This window comes from Streptomyces sp. NPDC058246, assembly GCF_042881985.1.
GTDB lineage: Bacteria > Actinomycetota > Actinomycetes > Streptomycetales > Streptomycetaceae > Streptomyces.
Map to the genome: position 1 here is coordinate 55,090 of NZ_JBHVWZ010000020.1, position 23,359 is coordinate 78,448.

Sequence of the window (23,359 nt, forward strand, 5' to 3'; positions counted from 1 at the left end):
CCGGGAGACGGAAACTTGAGGTTCACAAAGCTGTAGGCCTCGAAGGTTGAGATCCTCAAGTAACTCTTTAGAGGTAAGCATCGAAGATTGAGGTAGTCAAGTTTCGCGTTACGCTGGCCCCATGTCCGCGACATCTGGATCGAGCCGCTCCGCCGAGGCGTCCGACGGCGGACACCTCGGTGTCTCCAACGCCACACTCCTCGACACCCTGTGGGCGTCCATGGTCAGCCTCTACGGTGACCTCACGACCGCCGCCGGCGTGTACGGCCTCACCTACAGCCAGGCCAAGGCGCTGAACGTGCTGCGCGCGGGCCCGGCGCCCATGCGAGCCCTGGCAGGCACGCTCCGCTGCGACGCCTCGAACATGACCGGCATCATCGACCGTCTGGAAGCCCGCGGCCTCGTCCACCGCGAACCCAGCCCCACCGACCGCCGGGTCAAGAACGTCGTCCTCTCGGAAGAGGGCGCGGCTGCCGTGGACAGCATCCGCGCCGGAATGCACGCCACTCACGAAGCCCTCGACGCCCTGAGCATCGAGGAGCGGGCGGCCCTCCAGGGCCTGCTGTCCCGCGTCTTCCTGTCCCATGACGGGCAGGCGTGACTAGGGGGACCTAAGGGGGACCTGACGGGGGGATGAGGGAGACGAGGGAGAAGAAGAGGCCCCGACCGGGACATTGACCTGGTCGGAGCCTCCACGGGAGTCGCCGGACGGCAGGCGCCGGACGGCCGACGGCGGACGGCCGACGGCGGACGGCGGACGGCGGACGAGTCGGGCTGTACGCCTCGCCCAGTACCCCGCCGCGCCCGGCTCGTGTGTCGGGCGGCTCCTTCGCGGGCCGCGCGGCCGGCCTTCGCAAGGTCCACCTTGACGGACGCGCGTGCGGGCCCCCTTCCCCGAAATCGCCCCGCTTCGCGCGACGGACCTGCCGCCCTGCCCCGTAGAGCAGACGACACCAGTCCACAGGGAGGGGAGCGCAACGTGGCAGGGAACAGCGGCAGAGGCGTCAGGGGTGCGGCGGTCGCGGCGGCGGCGATAGCCGCGCTGACCGCGTCACAGGCGCCGGGGGCGGTCCCGGCACGGGCATCCGCACCTCAGCGGGAGGCGCCCACCGAGCACGGCCCGAGCGTGTCGGGCGACACCCCGTACCGCACCGACCTCCCGCCGCTGCGGACCCGGGAACGCGAGCGCGGGGCATCGGTGGCGTACGCCGCGCTGCCGGCGAGCGTGTTCGCCGCCTACCGGCACGCCGAGGCGGAGCTCGCGCGCACCGCGCCCGGCTGCCGGCTGCGGTGGCAGTTGTTGGCCGCGATCGGCCAGGTGGAGTCCGGGCAGGCGCAGGGCGGTCGGGTGACGGCGGACGGTACGACCGTGGCGCCGATCCTCGGGCCGCGGCTGGACGGCGGCGCCTTCGCCGTCGTGCGGGACACCGACGACGGCGCGTACGACGGGGACACGGCCTACGACCGGGCGGTCGGACCGATGCAGTTCATCCCGTCGACCTGGGCCCGCTGGGGCACGGACGGCAACGGCGACGGGCGGGCCGACCCGGGCAACGTCTTCGACGCGGCACTCGCGGCCGGACGCTATCTGTGCGCGGACCGGGGGCACCTCCCGCTCGATCGAAGCCGAGAGTGGGGGACGGACCTCTCCGACCCGGCCCAGCTGGACCGGGCGGTCCTCGGCTACAACCACTCGGAGGCGTATCTGCGCACGGTCAGGGCTTGGTACGCGTACTACCTGGAAGGACACCGGGTGGTGCCGGACAGCTCCGCGAAGTCCTCGGCGCACCCGGAGCCGTCGCGGCCGCCGTCCACGCCGAAGCCGTCGCCCACACCGTCCGCCCGGCCGAGCGCCGCCCCCTCCCCGGCACCGTCCGCAGCTGCCTCGCCGACCCCCGGCGCATCCCGTCCGGCGGGCGGAGCCAAGGAGACGGAGAAGCCCCAACTCCCCTCTCCTGGCGCGGACATCGAACTGCCCGGCGACGACCTGCTGCCCAGCGGCGGTCCGCTGACCAGTAACAGCGGGGAATCGATGACCTCCGCCCCCTCCACAACCGCGGCTACCGGGCGGTAATGTCGCCACCCGCCGGACGCCACAGGACCGGCGGGTGAGCGCAAAGGGGCCCTCATGGCGACGGACATGCCGGACATGCCTGCGGAGATACAGGCGGCCCACGACCGTTGGCAGCGCATGTGGAGCCACCGCGAGCAACTGCTCAAGGTGGCCCGGCGCAGGTCGATGAGCCCGGAGGACGCCGAGGACGCGGTGCATGAGGCGATGCTGCGCGCCGCGGAGCGCCCCGACCTGGACGACGAACGTCTCGGCGCCTGGCTGACGACCGTGACCATGCGGCTGTGCGTCGACCGGTACCGCCAGGTCAACCGTGAGGCCGAGGTACACCGCAGCCCCACGCTCGCCGCGCCGGGTCCGATACCCGTCGATGAGGCGGTGTGCGACAGGGCCGAGGCCAGGTGGCTGGCCGTGCGCAGCGGGGAGCTGCCCGCACGCCAGGCCGAGGCGCTCCGCCTGAAGTCCGAGGACCTCGACGTCGGCCAGGTCGCCGTGCACATGGGACTGAGCTACCGGACCGTCGAGTCGCTGCTCGCCCGGGCCCGGCGCACGCTGCGCGACTCGCTGGCCGGAACCCTGGGCCTCGCCCTGCTCCTGTGGGGGCGCGGCAAGCTGCGCGCGGGCGGACACGCGCAGGCCGTGGCGGTGACCTCGACGGCCGCGACCCTGGTGGTGGCGGGGTTCGTGCTGCCGTACGTCCACGACGGGGGCGGGAAGGGCACGACTCCGCATCCGTCCGTGTCCCGTATGGCCCAGAAGACCACGCAGACCGTCCGGCCCGACGGCTCCGGCCGGGCAGCCGGCCCGAACGCCCGTGATCTGTCGGCCGCCTCCACCTCTCACGGAGCGACGCCGACGGCGCCGCCCGGTGGCCACGACCGGTCGCTGCTGCCCCTGTCGGTGCCGCCCCTGCCGGAGGCCTCGCTGTCACCGGTGCCGGCCGTTCCCGAGGTCCCGGGGGTCTCCGACCTGCCGAGCGTGCCCAGCCTCCCCGGTCTGCCGGACGCGTCCACGCTCCCGACGACGCCTCCGGCCGCACCGGACGTTCCCGTCGACGTGCCGACCCCGACCGCGCTGCCGTAGAACCCCCGAAAAAAATCCGGGTCCGCCGCGACGGACGCCCCGCCCCTCCCCGTAGAGCAGATGTCGAAGCTGCTCCACGGGTCGAAGGGTGGACCGGATGGGTGTCGAGATCTGTGTGGAAGGGCTGACCAAGTCCTTCGGTCACCAGGTCATCTGGCAGGACGTCTCGCTGACGCTGCCCGCCGGGGAGGTATCGGTCATGCTCGGCCCCTCGGGCACGGGCAAGTCGGTGTTCCTCAAGACGCTCGTCGGACTGCTGAAGCCGGACCGGGGTTCCGTGAAGGTCGCGGGACGCGACATCACCAGGCTGCGCGAGCACGAGCTCTATGAGGTGCGCAAGCTCTTCGGCGTGCTGTTCCAGGACGGCGCGCTGTTCGGCTCGATGAGCCTGTACGACAACATCGCCTTCCCGCTGCGCGAGCACACCCGCAAGTCCGAGAGCCAGATCCGGCGCATCGTGCTGGAGAAGATGGACATGGTCGGGCTGATCGGCTCCGAGGGAAAGCTGCCCGGCGAGATCTCCGGCGGGATGCGCAAACGGGCCGGGCTGGCGCGGGCGCTGGTCCTCGATCCGGAGATCATCCTCTTCGACGAGCCGGACTCGGGCCTCGACCCGGTACGCGTGGCGTATCTCAACCAACTCATCGTCGACCTCAACGCGCAGATCGACGCGACCTTCCTGATCGTCACGCACGACATCGCCTCGGCCCGCCAGGTGCCGGACAACATCGGGCTGCTGTTCCGCCGTGAGCTGGTCATGTTCGGGCCCCGTGAGGAGCTGCTGACGAGCGACGAGCCCGTCGTACGGCAGTTTCTGAACGGCCGGATGGAGGGGCCCATCGGCATGGCCGAGGAGAAGGACGCCGCACAGGTCGAGCAGGAACTGGCGCGACTCGGCGAAGCGGACCGGAAAGCCCGCCACGTCGGCAACGACATGACGCCGCGCCTGCTGCCAGGCCCCGACATCATCCGCCCGCCCCGCTGGGAGGCGATCGCGAGACGCGAGGCCGAGCTGCACCGGACGGCGGTGACCGGCGTATGAGGCTGTCACCGACCGGAGCGCTCAGGCACTCGGGGAACCTCTTCGCGATGGCGCTGGACGTCGTCCGGACCATACCCCGAAGGCCGTTCCAGGCACGGGAGTTCATCCAGCAGGCCTGGTTCGTCGCGAGCGTCACAATCCTGCCGACGGCCCTGGTCTCCATTCCCTTCGGCGCGGTCATCGCGCTGCAGATCGGCAGCCTGACCCGGCAGCTCGGCGCCCAGTCCTTCTCCGGGGCCGCCTCGGTCCTCGCGGTGCTGCGGGAGGCCTCGCCGATCGTCACCGCGCTGCTGATCGCGGGCGCCGGCGGCACCGCGATCTGCGCGGACCTCGGGGCGCGGAAGATCCGCGAGGAGATCGACGCGATGCAGGTGCTGGGCATCGACCCCATCCACCGCCTTGTCGTCCCGCGGGTCCTGGCGTCGATGGTGGTGGCGGTGCTGCTCAACGGCCTGGTGTCGGTCGTCGGCGTCGCGGGCGGCTACTTCTTCAACGTCGTCCTGCAGAACGGCACTCCGGGCGCCTACCTCGCCTCCTTCACCACGCTCGCCCAGCTCTCCGACCTGTGGGCGGCCGAGATCAAGGCGCTGGTGTTCGGCGCGATCGCCGCGATCGTCGCCTCGTACAAGGGACTGACCGCGAAGGGCGGCCCGAAGGGTGTGGGCGACGCGGTGAACCAGTCGGTGGTGATCACCTTCATGTTGCTGTTCGTGACGAACTTCGTGATGACCGCCGTGTACTTCCAAGTCGTTCCGCAGAGGGGCTGAGTCATGGCGCTGCTGAATCGCCTGGAGGAACTGGGCAGCCAGCTGTCCTTCTACGGCCGATCGCTGGCGTGGACGGGCCGCACCCTGCGCCGCTACAAGAAGGAGATCCTGCGGCTGCTCGCCGAGGTGAGCTTCGGCCGCGGCGCCCTCGCCGTCGTGGGCGGCACGGTCGGTGTCATCGCCTTCCTGTCGTTCTTCACCGGCACGGAGGTGGGCCTCCAGGGCTACGCCGCGCTCAACCAGCTCGGCACCTCCAACTTCGTGGCGTTCCTGTCGGCGTACTTCAACACCCGTGAGATCGCACCCCTGGTGGCAGGCCTCGCGCTCTCCGCGACCGTCGGCGCGGGCTTCACCGCCCAGCTCGGCGCGATGCGGATCAGCGAGGAGACCGACGCCCTCGAAGTCATGGGCGTCCCCTCGCTGCCGTTCCTGGTGACCACCCGGATGATCGCCGGATTCGTCGCGGTGATCCCGCTGTACGTGGTCGGGCTGCTGTCCTCGTACTTCGCCGCCCGGACCATCACCACCGGCTACTACGGGCAGTCGGCGGGCACCTACGACCACTACTTCCAGCAGTACCTGCCGCCGGTCGACGTGCTGTGGTCCTTCGGGAAGGTGCTCGTCTTCGCCGTCCTGATCATCCTGGTGCACTGCTTCTACGGCTACTACGCGAGCGGCGGCCCGGCGGGCGTCGGCGTCGCCGTGGGCCGCGCCGTGCGCACCTCGATCATCGCGATCAACGTCCTGGACTTCTTCCTGTCGCTGGCGATCTGGGGCGCCAGCACGACCGTGCGGATTGCGGGGTGAGCCGGGTGAGGGTGCTGAGACTGCGGTTGTACGGCGTCGTGTTCCTCGCCGTGCTCGCGCTGCTGCTGTCCCTGTCCGTCGCCGTGTACCAGCAGGTGTTCACCCCGGCCGTACGGATCGAGCTGGAGGCCGACAGCCTCGGCAACCAGCTCGATCCGCGGGCCGACGTCAAGCTGCGCGGGCTGCTGGTCGGCGAGGTGCGCGCGGTGCACGCCGACGGGACGAAGGCGACGCTCGACATCGCGCTGAAGCCGGAGTACGTCGCGTCCATCCCGTCCGACGTACACGCACGCCTGCTGCCCAAGACCCTGTTCGGCGAGAAGTACGTCGACCTGGTCGCGCCGGCGCGCTCCTCGGCCCGGCCCATCCGCGCCGGGGACGTCATCACCCAGGACCGCACCCGCGTCGGCATCGAGCTCCAGCAGCTGATGAACGACCTGCTGCCGCTGCTGCGGACCGTGCAGCCCGGAAAGCTCAACGCCACGCTCTCCGCGTTCGCCACCGCCCTCGAGGGGCGCGGCGACCGGATCGGCGACAACCTCACGCGCGTGGAGGACTATCTGCACCGCCTGAATCCGCACCTGCCGTCCCTCACCGAGGACTTCGCACGCCTTGCCGACGTCGCCGAGGTGTACGGCGACGCGGCTCCCGACCTGATGGCGATCCTGCGCAACACCGTCACCACCAGCCGCACCCTGGTCGAGCAGCGGGACCGGCTCGCGTCCGCGCTCACCACGACGGCCACAGCCGCGGGCACCGCGGACGACTTCCTCGCCGCGAACGGCGACCGGCTGATCACCCTGGGCCGGGTCTCCCGCCCCACGCTCGAACTCTTCGCCCGCTACTCGCCCGAGTACCCGTGCCTGCTCGCCGGCCTGGTGCGCGAAGAGCAGGCCTCCGAGCAGGCGTTCCGGGGCGGCAAGATGCACATCACGCTCGAAGTCGTCCGCCAGCAGGGGGCGTACGAACCCGGTGAGTATCCGCGCTACGGGGATCGGTCGGGACCCGACTGCCGCGACCTGCCCCATCCGCAGGTGCCCGCGCCCGGGGTTCACCTCAACGACGGTTCGAAGAAGGGGAGTTCCTCCGGACCCGCCGGCGGTGTCTCCGCCACCCGGACCGAGCAGCGCGCCGTCGGCTCGCTCGTCGCGCCCGTCATGGGCGTGCCCGCCGACGAGGTACCGCCTGTCGCGACGCTGCTGTTCGGGCCGATGGCGCGCGGGACGGCGGTGAGTGTCGCATGAGGACCACGAAGGCTACGAAGGCGACGAAGGCCACGGAGACGAGGGAGACCTCGCGGACGACTCGGACCACTCGGGCCACTAGGGCCACTCGGACGTCAGGAGCCCGGCAGGCCGCCGCCCCGCTGATCAAGTTCAGCCTCTTCGCCCTGGTGACGATCCTGGCGACGGCCCTGCTCGCCGCCACCATCGTCAACATCTCCCTCACCCCCGAACACACGTATCGCGCGGTGTTCAGCGACGTGACGGGCCTGGAGAAGGGCGACGACATCCGGGTGGCCGGGGTGCGGGTCGGCGAGGTCGAGGGCATCCGGATCAAGGACCGGACGCTGGCCGAGGTCACCTTCACCGTCGGCGTGGACCGTCCGCTGCTGAACAGCACCGGTGCGGTCATCCGCTACCGGAACCTGGTCGGACAGCGTTACGTCGCCCTGACCGAGGGTGCGGGAGACGGCACCCGGCTGAAGCCCGGCGCCACGATCCCGCTGTCGCGCACGCAGCCCGCGCTGGACCTCAACGCGCTGCTGAACGGCTTCAAGCCACTGTTCGCCGCGCTCAGCCCGCAGGACGTCAACCAGCTCGCCACCGAGATCATCCGGACCCTCCAGGGCGAGGGCGGCACCGTCAACAGCCTGCTCGTGCACACGGCTTCGCTCACCACGACACTGGCCGGCCGCGACAAGCTGATCGGCTCGGTGATCGACAACCTCAACACCGTGCTGGACACGCTGGACAAGCGCGGCGCCCGCTTCTCCGGGCTGCTCAAGCAGCTGCGTCGGGTGATCTCGGGGCTGTCCGCCGACCGCAAGCCCATCGGGCAGTCGCTGGTGGGCATCGGCGACCTGACGGACGCCACCTCGGGGCTGCTCAAGGACGCACGCCCGCCCCTGAAGGACGACATCTCCGAGCTGACCGATCTCACCGGAACGCTGAACAAGAACGAGAACACCGTGGAGGGCGTGCTGAAGCGGCTGCCGAACAAGCTGGGCGAGCTGACGGGGACGGCGTCCTACGGCTCGTGGTTCAACTTCTACCTCTGCGACTTCGACGGCCGGATCGTGCTGCCGAAGACGAAGCAGGTACTCACTCCCGAACTGCACGTGGCGAGGGCGAGGTGCGGCGCATGACGAAGCACTTCCTTTCGCGCGGGACCCGTAAGCGCCGCCCGGAGCCGCTGGTCAAGGTCCGCATCGACCCCCCCAAGCTCCCGAAGATACGGCTGCTTCCGAGTCGGGCACCCCGCCCTCGACGCCCCGAACCCCTGGTGAAGGTCCGCATCGACCCGCCCAGGCTCCCGAAGATACGGCTCCTGCCGCGCCGGGCTCCCCGCCCCCGCCGCCCCGAACCCCTGGTGAAGGTCCGCATCGACCCGCCTCGGATACGGCTTCCACGGATCCGCCGTCCGCGCCTGATTCCGTTCCGTGAGCGCAATCCCGTGGTGATCGGAGCCGTCGGTCTCACCATCCTCGGGCTGCTGACCGTGGCCGCGTTCAACGCCGACAGCCTGCCGCTGATCGGCGGCGGCGAGACGTACAGCGCGGCCTTCTCGGAGGCGGGCGGCCTCAAGCCCGGTGACGAGGTGCGGATCGCCGGCGTCAAGGTCGGCAAGGTCGAGGACGTCGATCTGGACGGCGACCACGTCAAGGTCACCTTCAAGATCAAGGGCGATCCGGGGTTCGGCACCGAGACCGGCGCCTCGATCCGGGTCAAGACGATCCTCGGCGCGAAGTACCTCGCGCTGCACCCCAAGGGGCCGGGTCGGCTGAAGCCCGGCAGCGAGATACCGCTCAGGCGGACGGTTCCGGCGTACGACGTCGTGCAGGCGTTCAGCGATCTGACCACGACGACGGAGAAGGTCGACACCGATCGGCTGGCGAAGGCCTTGGACACCATCTCCACCACCTTCCAGGACTCGCCCGCCGAGGTACGGGCCTCCATCAAGGGCCTGTCGAGGATCTCCCGGACGGTCGCTTCGCGCGACAAGGCGCTGGGCGAGCTCCTCGACCACGCGAACGGCGTCACGGGCGTACTGGCCGAGCACTCCGAGGACTTCACCGGGCTGGTCAAGGACGGCGACAAGCTGTTCAAGGAGATCAGCAAGCGCCGCAAGGCGATCCACAAGCTGCTGAAGAGCTCCGCCGCGCTGGGCATCGAGCTCTCCGGCCTGGTCGATGACAACGACAAGGAGATCGGGCCCGCGCTCAAGGGCCTGAACAGCGTGGTGCGGATGCTCGAACGGAACCAGTCCAGCCTCGACCGGAGCGTCAAGCTGCTCGCGCCGTACGTCCGGGTCTTCACCAACGCCCTCGGCAACGGCCGCTGGTTCGACAGCTACGTCCAGAACCTGGTCGCCGCTCCGGTGGTGCCGCGCACGGGAGGCACGCGGTGAAGAACCTGAAGAAGCGCATGGCCGTGGTCACCGCACTCGCCCTCGTCGCCGCCCTCACCTACGTGCTGTGGCCGCGCCCCGAGTCCGTGCACGTCACGGCGTACTTCCCGCGCACCGTCGGCATCTACCCCGGCTCGGACGTCCGCGTCCTCGGTGTCCGGATCGGCGAGGTCGAGAAGATCACGCCGGAGGGCGACCGGGTGCGGGTGGAGCTGAAGTACGACGAAGGCCGCAAGGTCCCGGCGGACGCCAAGGCCGCGATCATCAACTCCTCGGTGGTCAGCGACCGTTACGTACAACTGCTGCCGGTGTACCGAAAGGGCCCGGTACTGCGGAACGGCGCCGTCATCCCCGAGACGCGGACGGCCGTGCCGGTCGAACTGGACCGCATCTTCGACAGTCTGCACACGACGGCCGACGCGCTCGGCCCCAAGGGCGCCAACAAGGACGGCTCGCTGTCGCGGCTGCTCGGGGTGAGCGCGGCCAACCTCGACGGCCAGGGCGAGAACCTCAACCGGACGGTCGAGGACCTCTCGCAGGCCGTCACCACGCTGTCGGACGGCCGCACGGACCTCTTCGGCACGGTACGGAACCTGCAAGTCTTCACGGCGGCGCTGGCCGCCGACGACAAGAGCGTGCGGTCGTTCAACACCAGCCTCGCCGAGGTCGCCGGCCAGCTCGCGGGCGAGCGCAAGGACCTCGCGGACGCGCTCAAGAACCTGGGGACGGCGCTCGGCGACGTGTCCGCCTTCGTGAAGAACAACAAGAAGTCGCTGACCTCGAACGTGAAGGGCCTCAGCAAGGTGACCAAGGTGCTCGTCACCCAACGGGCCGCGCTGCAGGAGCTGTTGGAGGTCGCTCCGACAGGTCTGTCGAACCTGAACAACGCCTACAACCCGTCCTCGGGCACCCTCGACACCCGCAACAACGCGCAGCAGGCACAGGATCCGGCCTCGCTGCTGTGCTCCGTACTGAAGACGACCGGCGACGAAGGCGGAAAGAACGACCAAGGCGGCAAGAACCCCGACTGCAAGGAGCTCAAGGACCTCTTCGACTCCCTGCCGAAGGTGCCCCAGGGCTCCGCGGTGACGGGAACCGTCGACCGGACGCTCGGCGGAATTCTGGGGGCGAGCGCATGAGCGCACTGCGCAAGGTCGGGGCGGTCGCGTGGGCCGCGGTCGGCTCACTGCTGCTGTCCGGCTGCGAGTTCAACGGCTGGTACGACGTCCAGCTGCCCGGCGGCGCCGCCGCGGACGGCCACGCGTACCACGTCACCGTCGAGTTCCGCGATGTCCTCGACCTGGTGCCGCAGTCGGCGGTGAAGGTCAACAACGTCACCGTGGGCGCGGTCGAGAAAGTCCAGCTGGATGGCTGGCACGCGCGCGTACGGCTACGGGTCGCCGACTCGGTGAAACTGCCCGCCAACGCGGTCGCCGAGCTGCGGCAGACCAGCATGCTCGGCGAGAAATACGTCGCCCTCTCCGCCCCGACCGGCACGGCCCCGGTGGGCCGGCTCGGCGACGGCGACCGCATCCCGCTGTCCCGCAGCGGCCGCAACCCGGAGATCGAGGAGGTGCTCTCCGCACTGTCCGCGCTGCTCAACGGCGGCGGAGTGGCCCAGCTCAAGACGATCACCGTCGAGCTGAACAAGGCCCTCGACGGCCGGGAGAACCGGGTCAGGTCGCTGCTCAAGGAGCTGAACACCTTCATCGGCGGCCTGGACGACCAGCGGAAGGACATCGTCCACGCCCTCGAGGCCGTGGACCGGCTCGCGGGCCGGCTCGGCAAGGAGAAGAAGACGATCGCCCAGGCCGTCGACACGATGCCACCCGCCCTGAAGGTCCTCGCCGACCAGCGGCGCGATCTGACAAGAATGCTCACCGCCCTCTCGAAGCTCGGCAAGACGGGCACCAAGGTGGTCACGGCCTCGCACGACGACACGGTCGCGAACCTCGAACAACTGCGGCCGATCCTGCGGCAGCTGAACAAGGCGGGCGCCGACCTGCCCAACTCCCTCGAGCTGCTGACCACTTACCCGTTCCCGCGCAACGCGGTGGACGCCGTCAAGGGGGACTACGTCAACCTCGACATCACCGCGGATCTGGACCTGGCCGGCATCTACGGGAACGTGACGGACGGCAACTCCGGCCGGGGCAAGGGCGATTCCCAGAAGCCCGGCACACCCGACGTACCGGATCTCCCCGATCTCCCCGATGTCCCCGGTCTGCCGAGCGTGCCGACACCCACCGCGCTGCCGAGCACACCGAGCCTGCCGTCGTCCCCCTCGGTGCCGTCGGCCCCGCCGGGCTCGTCGGGCTCGTCGGGCGGCGGCGGGCCCCTGTGCCCGCCGGTGTGCACCAGCAGCTACACCACCCGAGGCGGGCTGCCCGAGGGGATCAACCTCGCGCTCGCGGAGCTGATGCTGAAGGGAGTCCAGCCGTGATCACCCGTACGGTCAAGGCCCAACTCCTCGCCTTCGCCACCGTCACCGCCGTCGGGGTGTCGTACGTCGGCGCCGAGTACACCGGCCTGGTGGACGACGTCCTGGGTCGCGGCTACACCGTCCGGGCGGACTTCGCCGACTCCGGGGGCATCTTTCCCGGCGCCGAGGTCACCTACCGCGGGGTGCCGGTGGGCCGCGTCGGCGCACTGCGCCTGACCGGCTCCGCCGGGGTCTCGGTCTCCCTCGACATCAAGGACGGCACGCCACACATCCCGGCGGACACGCTCGCCGTGGTGGCGAACCGTTCGGCGGTGGGAGAGCAGTACGTCGACCTTCAGCCACGCACTTCCCACGGCCCCTACCTCCTCGACGGCAGCGCCATCCCGCGCGGCAGCACGCGCGTGCCGCTGCCGACCACGGACCTGGTCCTCAGCCTGGACCGGCTGGTGAACTCGGTCGGCAAGGACGATCTACGGGTCACGGTCGACGAGTTGGGCAAGGCCTTCTCCGGCACAGGCCCGAACCTGAGCCGGCTGGTGGACTCGGGCAACGCGCTCGTGGAGTCGGCGTCCGATTCCCTCCCCCAGACGATCTCGCTGATCGAGGACTCGCGAAAGGTCCTCAAGACGCAGGCCGACCAGGGCTCGTCCATCAAATCGTTCGCGCACGACCTGGCGACGCTCACGGCACAGCTGAAGTCGAGCGACGGAGACGTCCGCAAGCTGATCGGCAACGCGACGCCGGCCGCCCAGCAGGTGAACTCGCTGCTGAAGAACATCTCACCGCGACTGTCGGTCCTGCTGGCCAACCTGATCAGCGGCGGCCAGGTCACGCTGGCCCACCTGCCCGGTGTGGAGCAGTCCCTGGTCACCTTCCCGGCTCTGGTCGCGGGCAGCTACACGGTCGTCCCGGGCGACGGCACCACCCACTTCGGCCTGGTGGTGAACGCCGACGACCCGCCGCCGTGCACCCAGGGATACGGGACGACGCGGCGCGACCCCTCGGACACCAGCCCGCGCGAGGCGAACACCGACGCGCGCTGCACGGCCCCGCGCGGAAGCAAGACGTCGGTACGGGGCGCGCAGAACGCCCCTGGCGCGTCGACCGGTTCCGGCGCATCGACCGGTTCCGGCGGTGCGGACCAGGCGGCGTACGTGACGCCGTACATCACGCCGTACGACCCGGAGACCGGCACCGCCACCGGTCCGGACGGAAGACCCGTCGAGATCGGCTCGACGGGCGGCCAACAGGCGGTGTTCGGAAGGGAGTCGTGGCAATGGCTGCTAGTCGGGCCGATGGCATGAGCGGGGTCATGAACAGGGCCTTGAGCAGGACCATGCGCGGGGCCATGAGCGGGGCTCTGTCGGGCAGGGGGTGGTCGGGCAGGGCGTGGCCGGGCAGGGCCCTGTCGGGCAAGGCGCGGTCGGTGGGACTGGTGGTGGCGACCGTCCTCACCACCGCGCTGACGATCTGGCTGAGCCTTGGGCTCCACGACCAGCACGACAGGGAGCAGCGGCGCCAGGACATCCTGGCCGCGGCCCGCCAGTCGGCGCTGAACTTCACCTCGCTCGACTACCGGCACTACGACCGGGACAGCGCGAACGTCCTCGAGGGTGCCACCGGCGACTTCAAGAAGCAGTTCGCCGCGCAGACCGAGCAGCTGACCAAGCTCGTCGCCGCGAACAAGTCCGTGTCCCAGGGCCAGGTCCTCGACGCGGGCATCGTCCTCTCCGACGCACACTCGGCCCGCGTCCTGGTGGTAGCCGACAGCAAGGTGACGAACACAGCCGCCCCGAAGGGCGAGGCGCGCACCTACCGCCTACAGCTCGACCTGGTGCGCCGGGACGGCCACTGGCTGACCTCGGACGTCGAGTTCGTCGGCTGACCGCGCCCTGACCGCCGTACGCCCATGAGGACTTGAGGAGCAAACCTGTGACGAAGACGACCACCCGAGGCCGTGGCGCCGGATCCGGTTCCGGATCCGGTTCCGGATCCGGCGCCCGGCGCACCATGACCGCGGCCACCCGCGCGGCGGCCAAGCGCGCGGAACGCGGCCACCGCGAGCCGGGGCCGGGGGCCACCGACGAGGACGCCCCGGTGCGTCCGGAGACACTGACCGCCGGCCGCACCGTGCTCATCGAGGCCCCCGATGAGGACGGCTGGGACGACCCGCCGGAGCCCTCGCCGGAGTGCTTCGAGGAGGACGCGCCGCAGGAGGAGGGCGAGCCGGGTCCCGGTACGGGGAGGCGGCACGGTCGACGTCGGCTGTTCACGGCCGCCCTGTGCGTCCTGCTCATGGCGGTCCTTGTCGCGGCCGCCGTGCTCGGTTGGCGCTACCGGGAGGGCGTACGGGCCGAACAGTCCCGGACGCAGGCACTCGCGGCCGCGCGCCAAGCGGCACCCGTCGTGCTGTCGTACGACTACCGCCACCTGGATCGCGACTTCGCCGCCGCCCGCGCCCGGCTCACCGGCCACTTCCGCGACGAGTACAGGAAGACCACCGCGACGGTGGTCGGTCCAACGGCCAGGAAGTACCACGGCGTGGTGAAGGCGACGGTCGCCCAGCCCACCGGCGGCTCCCCGGCAGCCTCTGTGACCTCGACGTCGCCGGACCGCGCCGTGGTCCTCCTCTTCGTCAACCAGGTGACCACGAGCACCCAGGTCGCGGGCTCGCGCGTGGACTTGAACCGGGTGCGGATGACGCTGACGCGCACGTCCGACGGCTGGAAGGTGAGCGGGGTCGATGCGCTCTGACAGGCACTCTCCGAGCTTGAAGCGGTGGGGACTGGACGCGGAGGGTCAGCCATCGCGCCAGTCCCCGACCCTCTTGAGAACCTACGGCAGTTTCACGAACGGAGACAGGAAGGCCCTCGCACCCGCAGTGTCCAGCCGATACGAAACGTTCGTGGCGTAACACGGGGTGTCGCCGGTGATGGTCGTCGCCGCAAGGATGCTCTTGCCGCCGACGACCACGAAGTTGGGGCCGCCGGAATCGCCGTAGCAGGCACCGCCGTTGCCTTGTGGCTCGGTCATGCCCAGACGCACCCAGGCGTTGTTGAGGGCGTTGAAGGTCACGGGCGCCTTCATGCGGACACCGCCGCCCGGATGCGTCTGTCCGCCCGGGCCGTTGACTGCTTCCTGAGTGCCGTATCCGGCGACGAGCCAGTCGGTGGAGTTCAGCGCCTGTTGGTCGAGTGCGCCCAGCTGGTTCGCGGTCGGCAGCGCAGCCGGGGTGAAGGACCAGCGGCTCTTGACCTTCGCGGCGGGCAGTTCGATCACCGAGATGTCGTGCGGGTCCGAGGCGGGGCCCGGGTAGTCGGGGTGGCTGTGGGCCGTGCCTTGGACGCCGACGGCGTTTGCCTGGGCGGCCGGATCACCGGGGTACTTCTTCGCCGCGGCGTCCAGTCCCGCCTGCACGTCCTGGTCGAGCGAGACGTAGAACCTCACGTTGTCCGGCCAGTCCGTGGTGCAGTGCGCCGCGGTCAGGAATGTGTCCGCGTCGATCATCGTGCCCGAGCAGACCCAGTCGACCCGATCCGGGGTCGCCGGGTCGTTGTCGTTGTCCCAGGTGGCCACGAGCGCGCCGACTTCGGTGCGTTCGGGCGCCGGTGTCGCGTTGTAGGAGTTGATGGCGGAGGAGGGCAGCGCGGTCGCGAGCACGGCGGCGCAGGCCGCTGCGGTGACGGCGGTGGCGCGTACGGCGGTCAAGAAGAACCCCTTCGATGGGTGTGGGACAGGCGTTCTCCTGTGGGGGTGAAGGGAATTGAAGCGCCTGGGGCGGTGCGCGGCAAGAGCGGGTCGCCCACACAGCGGAGAAGTCGGGTCGTCCAGGCAAGAGCAGCACTGTCAGCCAGATCAGACGCCCCGGCGCAGGAGGCTGCCCACCGTCCGGCCACGCCAGGCCAGAGCCCGGAAAAGGCAGACGAGTCGGGCTGTACGCCGGGGATAGCTCGTGGTCGCGGGAATGGTCTCTCAGCTGCGTGGACGCTCCCCGCGACCGGAGAGGCCGTGCACATTGCTTGCACGCCGCCACGGGACGCCGCGCAAGCCCGCCCCACGTGGCATCATCCCGCGTGAGCAGCGCGTCAACCAGGACCGGGCCGCCGTACCAGCCCCCTTGCCACCGCCCCGCGTCGGCGCGTAGCAGGGCCAGTGCTCCCTCGTGCTCGACCGGCCAACAGTCGGCGGCCCGCGCGGCGGCGCGAAGCCGCTGGTACGCGAGCAGGGAACGGCGGGCGCCGAAGTGGCCGCGACGCAGGGCGACGGCGTCGGGGACCGGTTGGCCTGCAGTCATATCTGTCTCCGCACCGGTGGTTCTACCCAGCCGTGTCGGACGGCGTGGCCGCCGAGCTGCATCCGGGTCCGAACTCCGGCTATGTCCATGAGGTGGCGCAGGCGTCGGTGCAGCGTGCGCGGTGACAGGCCGAGCTGTGTCGCGGCTGTCGGGTCGGTCACGCCGGCCAGCAGGAGCGCGAGGATCCTTCGGTCGAGGTCGGTCGGGCCCTCCGCCCCGAGTTCGACGGGGGGTTCGGCTTCTCCGCCGGTGCCCGCCAGCTCCAGCGGGTGGGCGGTGCGCCATACCGTCTCGAACAGCGCGTCCATCGCGTCCAGCAGGCCGCTGCGGTGCAGCAGCACCGCGCCGGGCTCTCCGGTCGGCGTGGTCGCGAGCGGGACGAGGCCGAGTTCGGCGTCGGCCAGCATGAGTTTCATGGGCAGCTGGTCGGCGACACGCAGCTGCACGCCGTTGCGCAGGGAATCGATCGCGTCGTGGACGATGCCCGGCTCCGCCAGCACGGCCCGGTCCAGTACCGCCCGGAAGTGCACGCCGCGGCCGATGGCCATGGGTTCGGCCGTGTTCTCGTCGGGAGGCAGGGCGACGAACGGTGCGGTGATGAAGGCGCGGACCTGTGTGCGGGCCGCCTGCTGCACCTGGAGGTAGCGATGGCGGATGGCGTCGACGCCCGTGACGACCTCGATCAGATCGACGATGCTGCTCCCGGTCATCGCCGCCCGGTGTTCCTCGGCGAAGGTCACCAGGGCATGCTCAGCCGCGCGCAGCCCGTCCCGGCGCTGGCTGATGAGAGCGCCGAGCGCCATGGCCGGCGGCGCGGCGGTGAACCGCTCGTCCGCCGACCTGATCACCAGTCCCCACCCGACCAGGCGGGACAAGGCCTTGTCGACCTGGGCCTGCGACATGACGAGCAGTTCCGACAGCGGCGTCGCGGTGGAGTCCGGCTGTCCGATCAGCGCCCGGTAGACGCGCTCGTCATCGGGTTCGAGGCCCAGAACATCCAGCATCGGCGACCGACTCTCCTCCGCTTGCCGCAGCGGGGAGAGTATGTGCCATGGCGGCAGACTCTGAATAGTCCCTGGTGGGAGCAGGTGTGACGGGAAGGGCCCCGGAGAGTCGCCTCCCCGGGGCCCGACAGTGCGGTTCATCGCAGGCCGTACGCCCGGATGATGTCGTTCTTGACGCCGAAGCCGCTGTTCGTCTGGGCGCTCGCGCGGACCGAGAGGAAGCCGCCGGGCTTCTTCGCCGTCCTGAACGAGCCGGTCCAGTAGCCGTCGGCGCCCTTGGTCACGATCACCTTCTGCCAGGTGGCGCCGTCGTCGTACGAGACATCCAGCTTCACCGTGGTGACTTTGCCCGGCACGGTGCCGCCGTCCATCGACACCGGCTTGAGCGCGATCTTCTGGGTCGCATTGGCCTTGACGTCGCCGTGCAGGTCCGACTCCAGCTTGTAGTTCAGGTTCAGCACCGAGAACGGCTCGAAGAAGTCCGAGTCGACGGTGTCGGACATGAAGGTCCACTCGGTGTGGGTGCGCGTCGACAGGCGGAAGACGTCGGCGGGCCGCTCCGCGTCGAGGACGGCGCGGTAGGGCAGGTTGCCCGCCGGCACCTCCACCCACTGCATGTCCGTGCTGTGCGGGTTGTCGTGGATCAGCGTGTCGCCCTGGAAGACCTGCAGGTGGGTCGGCGTCTCACCCCACTGCAGGAAGCCGCCCAGCCGCATGTTGTCACTGGCGGAGGCCCACGCTTGCACGTTCCACGTCATGTAGTTCTGCCAGCGGGAGTTGTACACGCCGAAGGCCTCGCCCTGGCCGGGCCGGGTCGCCGGAGCGAACCAGTCCAGACGGGTCGTGCTGCCCTTGGCGTACGTGTTGTCGCCCGACACCATCACCCACGGCAGGTCACCGTCGACGCCCTGCGCGTGGAACTCCCTCCAGACCTGGCCCGGGGTCACCCATTCGGTGCGGGTGCCCGGATGCCACTCGACCTCGGGGAGGTTGAACGACGGGCTGAGCGTGAAGTCGGACCGGTAGCCCTCCCCCAACTTGCCGTCCGTGGCCGAGTAGTAGCGGGCATCGATCCGGGCGAGGTCACCCTTGGTCGGCTTGTAGACCAGGGCCCGGTCCGGCACCTGGCCGGGGTACTCCCGGGTGAGGTCGTAGACGAACGGCGTGTACTCGGTCTGCTGTGCGGTCAGCTTCAGGGTGCCGGCCTTGGCCATCGCGACAAGGGTCCTGCCCGCGTCGCGGTGCACGGTGGCGACCGGGATGGCCGACTCGCCGACGTACTCCAGCAGGGCACCGACCCCGTCGTTGACCACGATCAGCGCCTTCGCACCGGCCGCGACCGCGGCCTCGGCGCGTTCCTGCGGCGAGACCTCGTCGCTGCGCTCGATGACGACGACCTTGCCCTTGGCCCTGACCTTCTCGTATGCGGCCGCCGCGCCGTTGCCCGCGTAGACGGCGTCCAGCTTGTCCGTGGCGGCGCCCAGGGCGCTGCCGGCCTGCACCAGTGCCTCGAAGCGGAGCCGACCGCCCGGCGTGCTCAGGCTGAGCTGCGGCTCGCCCTTGCGCCAGCGGGTGGTCAGCAGGAACTCGCCCTGCTTCATCGGCTTCGTGGGCGCGACGTAGACGTCGTCGTACGTCGGCGGCAGCACGTACGCGCTGCGGTAGTCCGTGTACGGGTCGAGGCCCTTGTAGTGGACGTTGAAGTCGACCTTGCGCTGTCGGTCCTCGGTGCGCTGCGGCGCCTCGGTCTGCAGCAGGCGTGCCTTGCGCGCGTCCAGCACCACGTCCGCGGGGCCGTCCTTGAGTACGGTCTCGGGGTCGACCAGCACGGCCAGACCCGAGCGGTCCGCCTTCTCGCCGGCCACGTCGAGGTAACCCGCGACGGTGTAGAGGCCGGGTGCCATGCGCATGGTGGTCGAGCCGTCGACGTAGACCTGCCACGGCCAGAAGTCGCCGGCCAGGTTGATCGTGACCCAGCCGGCGGCGGGCCTGCCGTCCCGGCCGACCAGCTTGATGTTCAGGTCGTAGCGCTCCTCTTCCTTGAGCAGCGCCACGGACGTGCGGGTCACCGGCTTCCCCGTGGTCGCATCGGTGCCTATCACGTAGCCGACGTGCCGGCCCGCCGAGACGGCTTGCGGGTCTCCGGTCACCGGGACGGCGGCGGTGCCGCCCGCCGGGACGGTCACCGTGGTGGCTCCCAGCGTGAACGGGCCGCCGTCGTCGGTCAGCGCCAGGTTCAGCGTGACGTCGGAGGAACCGGAGTTGGTGAAGGTCAGGACCTTGGTGACGGCGACGTCGCCCGGCTCGTGCGGCCATGTGTAGTTGCCGAAGAAGAGCGATCCGGTGCCGCGGACCGTGGTGTGCACGGCGGCGGCCACGTCGACACGGCCGGTGCCGACCTCGTACGGCGAGTACCCGTCGGCCAGGCCCTTCGCGCTGCTCATCAGGTGTTCCTTGAGCTGCGCGCCGGTCCAGTCCGGGTGTTGCTGGGCCAGGATCGCCGCCGCGCCGACCACGTGCGGGGTGGCCATGGAGGTGCCGCTGAGGGTGCGGTACAGGCCCTCACCACCGTCGGTCATCTCCTGCGAGCGGGCCGCGGTGATGTCCACACCGGGCGCCGCGATGTCCGGCTTCATGCCGCCGGAGGAGGCCAGCGGGCCGGTGCTGGAGAAGGACGCGAGCCGGTCCTCCTTGTCCGTGGCGGCCACGGTCAGCGCCGAGGCGGCCGCACCCGGAGAGGAGATGCTCTCCGGGCCCGCGTTGCCGGCGGCGATGACGAACAGCGTGCCGTACTGCGCGGACAGCGCGTCGACCATCTGCGACATCGGGTCGCTGCCGTCCGTCGGGTAGGAGTCGCCGAGGCTCATGTTGACGACGTCCGCACCGGACTCGGCGGCCCACTGCATGCCGGCCATGACCCAGGAGTCCTGGCCGTTGCCCGCCGCGCCGCCGAGCACCTTTCCGACGATCAGGTCGGCGCCCGGGGCGACGCCCTTGTAGTCACCGCCGGAGGCGGCGCCCGAGCCGACGATCGTGCTGGCCACATGCGTGCCATGTCCGTTGACGTCGGTGATGGCCTCACCCGGCACGAAGCTGTCCGTGCCGTCGATCCGGCCGGCGAAGTCGGGGTGGTTGACGTCGATGCCGGTGTCGAGGAGCGCGACCTTGACGCCCTTGCCGGTGTAGCCGGCCGCCCAGGCCTCGGGCGCGCCGATCAGCGGCACGCTCTCCTTCAGGTCGGCCTTCACGCGACCGTCGAGCCACAGCTTCGCCACACCCGCGCCCAACTTCGCGCTGCCCTGCGGCGCGACGGTGGTCCAGAAGGTGCGGGCCTGCCGCTTCTGCGTGCTGAGCGCGGCACCGTGGATGCCCTTGAGCTTGCGGATCAGTTTGCTGCCGCGGGGGGCCGTCGGCTCGACGGCCGCGCGAGACTTCGGCTGGGCGTACGTCGCGATCAGCGGCACCGCGGCCGACTTCGCGTCGTCGTAGCCCATCTCGATCAGATCGGTGACGTTGAACAGCCGCCGGTCCAGCTTGTCCGTGCCCAGCAGCGGCGCCGCCTCGTCCGGGACGACGAACAGGTCACCCTTGATCTCCTGGATCTTTACGCCGCCGACGGCGCTGTCCGGCCGGTCGACCTCGGCGGTCTGCTTGCCGTCGGCCATCGTGGTGACCGTGACGACGTCGCCGGTGACCAGGGTGACCTTGTGGGTCGCCGAGGGCCTGGCGGGAACGGTGGGCTTGCTCGGAGCGGCTTGTGCGGGCGCTTGCAGAACTGCGAGCCCCGACGCCAGCAGCGGCACCGCGGTGGCGGCCGATATCAGCTGCCAGCGTCTGCGCCGGAAGGCGGAAACCTGAGAGGGGGAGAACATGCCCTGGGTCTATCGGCCGGTTCACACCGACGTGAAGACCAGACGACGGCAGGTCTTCGCCATGGCAAGGACTTGCCAGCCGCAAAACGCATGCAGTCAGGCGAGGTTGCACTTTTCGGACCAGCGCCGGTTTGAAGCATCCATGGAGGCTGCTGACGCCCTCAGCCGAGCAGAGCCAAACCGCGCCCATCCCCTCCTCGTGATCCACACACTCACCTAGGATGGCGAGAACCATCTCAGCGGCCCGACGGGCTTCCTGATCCGCCTGCGCGCGGACATCGGAGGACATGCCCCCACCCGCACGAGTCTTCTTCGTGCTGCCTGGGGGCATTTTCTTGCTGTTCCGTGAGTCCGCGGCGTCCGTGGCCGCCCGCATCCTCGAAGGGTCGCTGGCGCTGCATCTGACCGAGAACTTCCGTCACCAGCACGGCCGGAAGCCCGCACAGGCGGAGATACGCTCCTGGGAGCGCAGCCTCCCCGCACTCGTCAACGCCCTCATCGAGGCCGGTCTCGACGACGTCGAAGTCCTGGTCGAGTACAGCCTGCCCCTCACCAGCAAGCGCGCGGACGCCGTACTCGCCGGCGTGCACCCGACGACGGGTGAGCCGTCGTACGTCGTCGTGGAGTTGAAGCAGTGGAGCGCGGCCTACCCGGAGGAGGACGAGCCGCTGCTGTGCCGGATCGACGCGTACGCGCAGCCGGTCCTCAACCCCATCGAACAGGTGCGGGGCTACTGCGAGTACCTGCTGTCGTTCAACGGGGCCCTGGAGCGAATGCCCAGGTCGCTGGCCGGTGTGGCTTTCCTGCACAACGCGACCGAGTTCGGGGTCGCCGGTCTGCGCACTGTCACCGAGGACCAGCACGGCCGCTTGTACACCGGCGAACAACGCGGCGCCTTCCTGAACTTCCTGCGCTCGCGGCTCGCCGCGAAGCCCGGAGCGGAGGCGGCGGACCTACTGTGCGACGCCAAGATCCGCCCCTCCAAGCAGCTGATGGCGGTCGCGGCCGCCGAGATCCGCGACCGCGAGCAGTTCGTACTCATCGCCGAGCAGCGGGTCGCCTACGAGAAGGTGATGTCCGCCGTACGCAAGGCCAAGCGGTCGAACCACAAGCACGTGATCGTGGTGACCGGCGGTCCCGGCTCCGGCAAGAGCGTGATCGCGATGTCGCTGCTGGGCGAGCTGTACCGGCGCGGGGTGCCCACCCTGCACGCGACCGGTTCGCAGTCGTTCACCAAGACGATGCGCAGGGTCGCAGGGGCCAAGAAGCGCGAAGTCCAGCAGCTGTTCAAGTACTTCAACAGCTTCATGGACGCAGAGCCGAACGACCTCGACGTACTGATCTGCGACGAGGCCCACCGCCTCCGAAAGACCTCCGCCAACCGCTACACCAAGGCGGAGCTGCGCACGGGCCGGCCCCAGGTGGCCGAGCTGATCGACGCGGCTCGAGTACCGGTATTCCTGCTCGACCAGCACCAGGTGGTGCGGCCCGGCGAAATGGGGACCAAGGAGCAGATCCAGCGGGCCGCCGCCGAACAGGGCCTCGACTGCACGGTGGTGGAGCTGGACAGCCAGTTCCGGTGCGGCGGCAGCGATGCGTACGAGAAGTGGGTCGTCGACCTGCTCGGCCTGGAAGGCGGCACGCCCGGCCAGTGGGAGCCGGACGGCAAGTTCGAGCTGCTGACCGCCGGAAGTCCCCAGGAGCTGGAGGACTTCCTCGTCGCGCGCCGCGAGGAGAACTACGGCGCCCGAATGTCGGCCGGTTACTGCTGGAAGTGGACCACCAAGGTCACCCCGGACATGGCGGCGCTGCCCGCGGACGTCGTCATCGGCCAGTGGGCCCGCCCCTGGAACGTGTACGGCGACCGTTCCCTGCTCGGGGCACCACCCGCACCCCTGTGGGCCACCGATCCGGCCGGTTTCGGCCAGGTCGGCTGCGTCTACACCGCCCAGGGCTTCGAGTACGACTGGTCCGGCGTGATCATCGGCCCCGACCTGGTGTGGCGAACGGACCGCTGGGTCGTGGACCGGTCGGCGTCAAAGGACCCGTCGTTCACGAAGGCGACACCGGACGCGGACATCGACCGGCTCATCCGCAACACCTACAAGGTGCTACTGACGCGAGGCATGGTCGGCACGATCGTCTACTCGACGGACCCGGAGACTCGCGAGAAGCTGCGGTCGCTCATTCACCCGGAGTCGGGGGTCGAGGCGCCGGCACTCGCGTACGGCCGCACGTAGTGCCTCGTGCGCGAAGTAGCAGGGTCCGAAGCCTCCACCAATCCCGGAGCGGTTGACACTGCGAGCGAACCACCGGCCTGGTTGGCGTTGACATGCGCACGCGACT

18 protein-coding genes are annotated in these 23,359 nt (G+C 70.1%); 15 read left to right on the forward strand and 3 right to left on the reverse strand.

The window, feature by feature from the left end; all coding sequences use genetic code 11:
- The first annotated feature begins 121 nt into the window (after positions 1 to 121).
- From ACFVXA_RS26300 to ACFVXA_RS26365, 14 genes are all read left to right on the forward strand, one after another.
- Complete coding sequence (locus tag ACFVXA_RS26300; protein ID WP_390026916.1) at positions 122 to 601, forward strand: MarR family winged helix-turn-helix transcriptional regulator; 480 nt, start codon at positions 122 to 124, stop codon at positions 599 to 601.
- A gap of 378 nt (positions 602 to 979) precedes the next feature.
- Positions 980 to 2,074, forward strand: coding sequence for a lytic transglycosylase domain-containing protein (locus tag ACFVXA_RS26305; RefSeq protein WP_390026918.1), 1,095 nt, complete (start codon positions 980 to 982; stop codon positions 2,072 to 2,074).
- A gap of 54 nt (positions 2,075 to 2,128) precedes the next feature.
- Positions 2,129 to 3,154 carry a sigma-70 family RNA polymerase sigma factor gene (locus ACFVXA_RS26310; protein ID WP_383747550.1) on the forward strand — a complete coding sequence of 342 codons (1,026 nt, stop codon included), beginning with the start codon at positions 2,129 to 2,131 and terminating at the stop codon, positions 3,152 to 3,154.
- A 97-nt stretch (positions 3,155 to 3,251) separates the two neighbouring features.
- Positions 3,252 to 4,196 (forward strand): ABC transporter ATP-binding protein, encoded by a 945-nt coding sequence (locus ACFVXA_RS26315; RefSeq protein WP_383747548.1) that lies wholly within the window; start codon positions 3,252 to 3,254, stop codon positions 4,194 to 4,196.
- Entirely contained in the window at positions 4,193 to 4,963 is a 771-nt protein-coding gene (locus tag ACFVXA_RS26320; RefSeq protein ID WP_099941049.1) for an ABC transporter permease, read from the forward strand. Before ACFVXA_RS26315 ends, ACFVXA_RS26320 begins: the two co-directional genes overlap by 4 nt.
- Before the next feature lie 3 nt (positions 4,964 to 4,966).
- Positions 4,967 to 5,770, forward strand: coding sequence for an MlaE family ABC transporter permease (locus tag ACFVXA_RS26325; RefSeq protein ID WP_390026920.1), 804 nt, complete (start codon positions 4,967 to 4,969; stop codon positions 5,768 to 5,770).
- A 5-nt stretch (positions 5,771 to 5,775) separates the two neighbouring features.
- Positions 5,776 to 7,014 (forward strand): MCE family protein, encoded by a 1,239-nt coding sequence (locus ACFVXA_RS26330; RefSeq protein WP_362029057.1) that lies wholly within the window; start codon positions 5,776 to 5,778, stop codon positions 7,012 to 7,014.
- Positions 7,011 to 8,138 carry an MCE family protein gene (locus ACFVXA_RS26335; RefSeq protein ID WP_390026922.1) on the forward strand — a complete coding sequence of 376 codons (1,128 nt, stop codon included), beginning with the start codon at positions 7,011 to 7,013 and terminating at the stop codon, positions 8,136 to 8,138. Before ACFVXA_RS26330 ends, ACFVXA_RS26335 begins: the two co-directional genes overlap by 4 nt.
- A 281-nt stretch (positions 8,139 to 8,419) precedes the next feature.
- Entirely contained in the window at positions 8,420 to 9,400 is a 981-nt protein-coding gene (locus tag ACFVXA_RS26340) for an MCE family protein (protein WP_389936492.1), read from the forward strand.
- A 17-nt stretch (positions 9,401 to 9,417) separates the two neighbouring features.
- Positions 9,418 to 10,539: an MCE family protein gene (locus tag ACFVXA_RS26345; protein WP_390027000.1), complete on the forward strand. Its 1,122-nt coding sequence runs from the start codon at positions 9,418 to 9,420 to the stop codon at positions 10,537 to 10,539.
- Entirely contained in the window at positions 10,536 to 11,843 is a 1,308-nt protein-coding gene (locus ACFVXA_RS26350) for an MCE family protein (RefSeq protein ID WP_383747543.1), read from the forward strand. The genes ACFVXA_RS26345 and ACFVXA_RS26350 overlap by 4 nt, the downstream gene beginning before the upstream one ends.
- Positions 11,840 to 13,147, forward strand: coding sequence for an MlaD family protein (locus ACFVXA_RS26355; protein WP_362029051.1), 1,308 nt, complete (start codon positions 11,840 to 11,842; stop codon positions 13,145 to 13,147). The genes ACFVXA_RS26350 and ACFVXA_RS26355 overlap by 4 nt, the downstream gene beginning before the upstream one ends.
- Before the next feature lie 8 nt (positions 13,148 to 13,155).
- A complete protein-coding gene (locus tag ACFVXA_RS26360; RefSeq protein ID WP_390026925.1) occupies positions 13,156 to 13,728 on the forward strand; it encodes a hypothetical protein in 573 nt (190 codons plus the stop codon).
- 47 nt (positions 13,729 to 13,775) lie between these two features.
- Positions 13,776 to 14,597, forward strand: a complete 822-nt coding sequence (locus ACFVXA_RS26365) for a hypothetical protein (RefSeq protein ID WP_384023124.1) — start codon at positions 13,776 to 13,778, stop codon at positions 14,595 to 14,597.
- An 81-nt stretch (positions 14,598 to 14,678) separates the two neighbouring features.
- Here ACFVXA_RS26365 and ACFVXA_RS26370 read toward each other — a convergent pair whose 3' ends face one another.
- The 3 genes from ACFVXA_RS26370 to ACFVXA_RS26380 form a co-directional block, all read right to left on the reverse strand.
- Positions 14,679 to 15,551 (reverse strand): trypsin-like serine protease, encoded by an 873-nt coding sequence (locus ACFVXA_RS26370; RefSeq protein WP_362029042.1) that lies wholly within the window; start codon positions 15,549 to 15,551, stop codon positions 14,679 to 14,681.
- A 582-nt stretch (positions 15,552 to 16,133) separates the two neighbouring features.
- Positions 16,134 to 17,141 carry a helix-turn-helix domain-containing protein gene (locus ACFVXA_RS26375; protein WP_362029039.1) on the reverse strand — a complete coding sequence of 336 codons (1,008 nt, stop codon included), beginning with the start codon at positions 17,139 to 17,141 and terminating at the stop codon, positions 16,134 to 16,136.
- Between the two features lie 137 nt (positions 17,142 to 17,278).
- Positions 17,279 to 21,013 (reverse strand): S8 family serine peptidase, encoded by a 3,735-nt coding sequence (locus tag ACFVXA_RS26380; RefSeq protein ID WP_390026928.1) that lies wholly within the window; start codon positions 21,011 to 21,013, stop codon positions 17,279 to 17,281.
- 335 nt (positions 21,014 to 21,348) lie between these two features.
- On the opposite strand from ACFVXA_RS26380, the gene ACFVXA_RS26385 reads away from it, so the two are divergent.
- A complete protein-coding gene (locus ACFVXA_RS26385; protein WP_390026930.1) occupies positions 21,349 to 23,253 on the forward strand; it encodes a DNA/RNA helicase domain-containing protein in 1,905 nt (634 codons plus the stop codon).
- Positions 23,254 to 23,359 lie beyond the last annotated feature (106 nt).

Coding starts and splice junctions, on each gene's coding strand:
- ACFVXA_RS26300 (WP_390026916.1), top strand. CDS start 122: ATGTCCGCGACATCTGGATCGAGCCGCTCCGCCGAGGCGTCCGACGGC.
- ACFVXA_RS26375 (WP_362029039.1), bottom strand. CDS start 17,141: ATGCTGGATGTTCTGGGCCTCGAACCCGATGACGAGCGCGTCTACCGG.
- ACFVXA_RS26360 (WP_390026925.1), top strand. CDS start 13,156: ATGAACAGGGCCTTGAGCAGGACCATGCGCGGGGCCATGAGCGGGGCT.
- ACFVXA_RS26380 (WP_390026928.1), bottom strand. CDS start 21,013: ATGTTCTCCCCCTCTCAGGTTTCCGCCTTCCGGCGCAGACGCTGGCAG.
- ACFVXA_RS26315 (WP_383747548.1), top strand. CDS start 3,252: ATGGGTGTCGAGATCTGTGTGGAAGGGCTGACCAAGTCCTTCGGTCAC.
- ACFVXA_RS26310 (WP_383747550.1), top strand. CDS start 2,129: ATGGCGACGGACATGCCGGACATGCCTGCGGAGATACAGGCGGCCCAC.
- ACFVXA_RS26325 (WP_390026920.1), top strand. CDS start 4,967: ATGGCGCTGCTGAATCGCCTGGAGGAACTGGGCAGCCAGCTGTCCTTC.
- ACFVXA_RS26345 (WP_390027000.1), top strand. CDS start 9,418: ATGGCCGTGGTCACCGCACTCGCCCTCGTCGCCGCCCTCACCTACGTG.
- ACFVXA_RS26335 (WP_390026922.1), top strand. CDS start 7,011: ATGAGGACCACGAAGGCTACGAAGGCGACGAAGGCCACGGAGACGAGG.
- ACFVXA_RS26320 (WP_099941049.1), top strand. CDS start 4,193: ATGAGGCTGTCACCGACCGGAGCGCTCAGGCACTCGGGGAACCTCTTC.
- ACFVXA_RS26350 (WP_383747543.1), top strand. CDS start 10,536: ATGAGCGCACTGCGCAAGGTCGGGGCGGTCGCGTGGGCCGCGGTCGGC.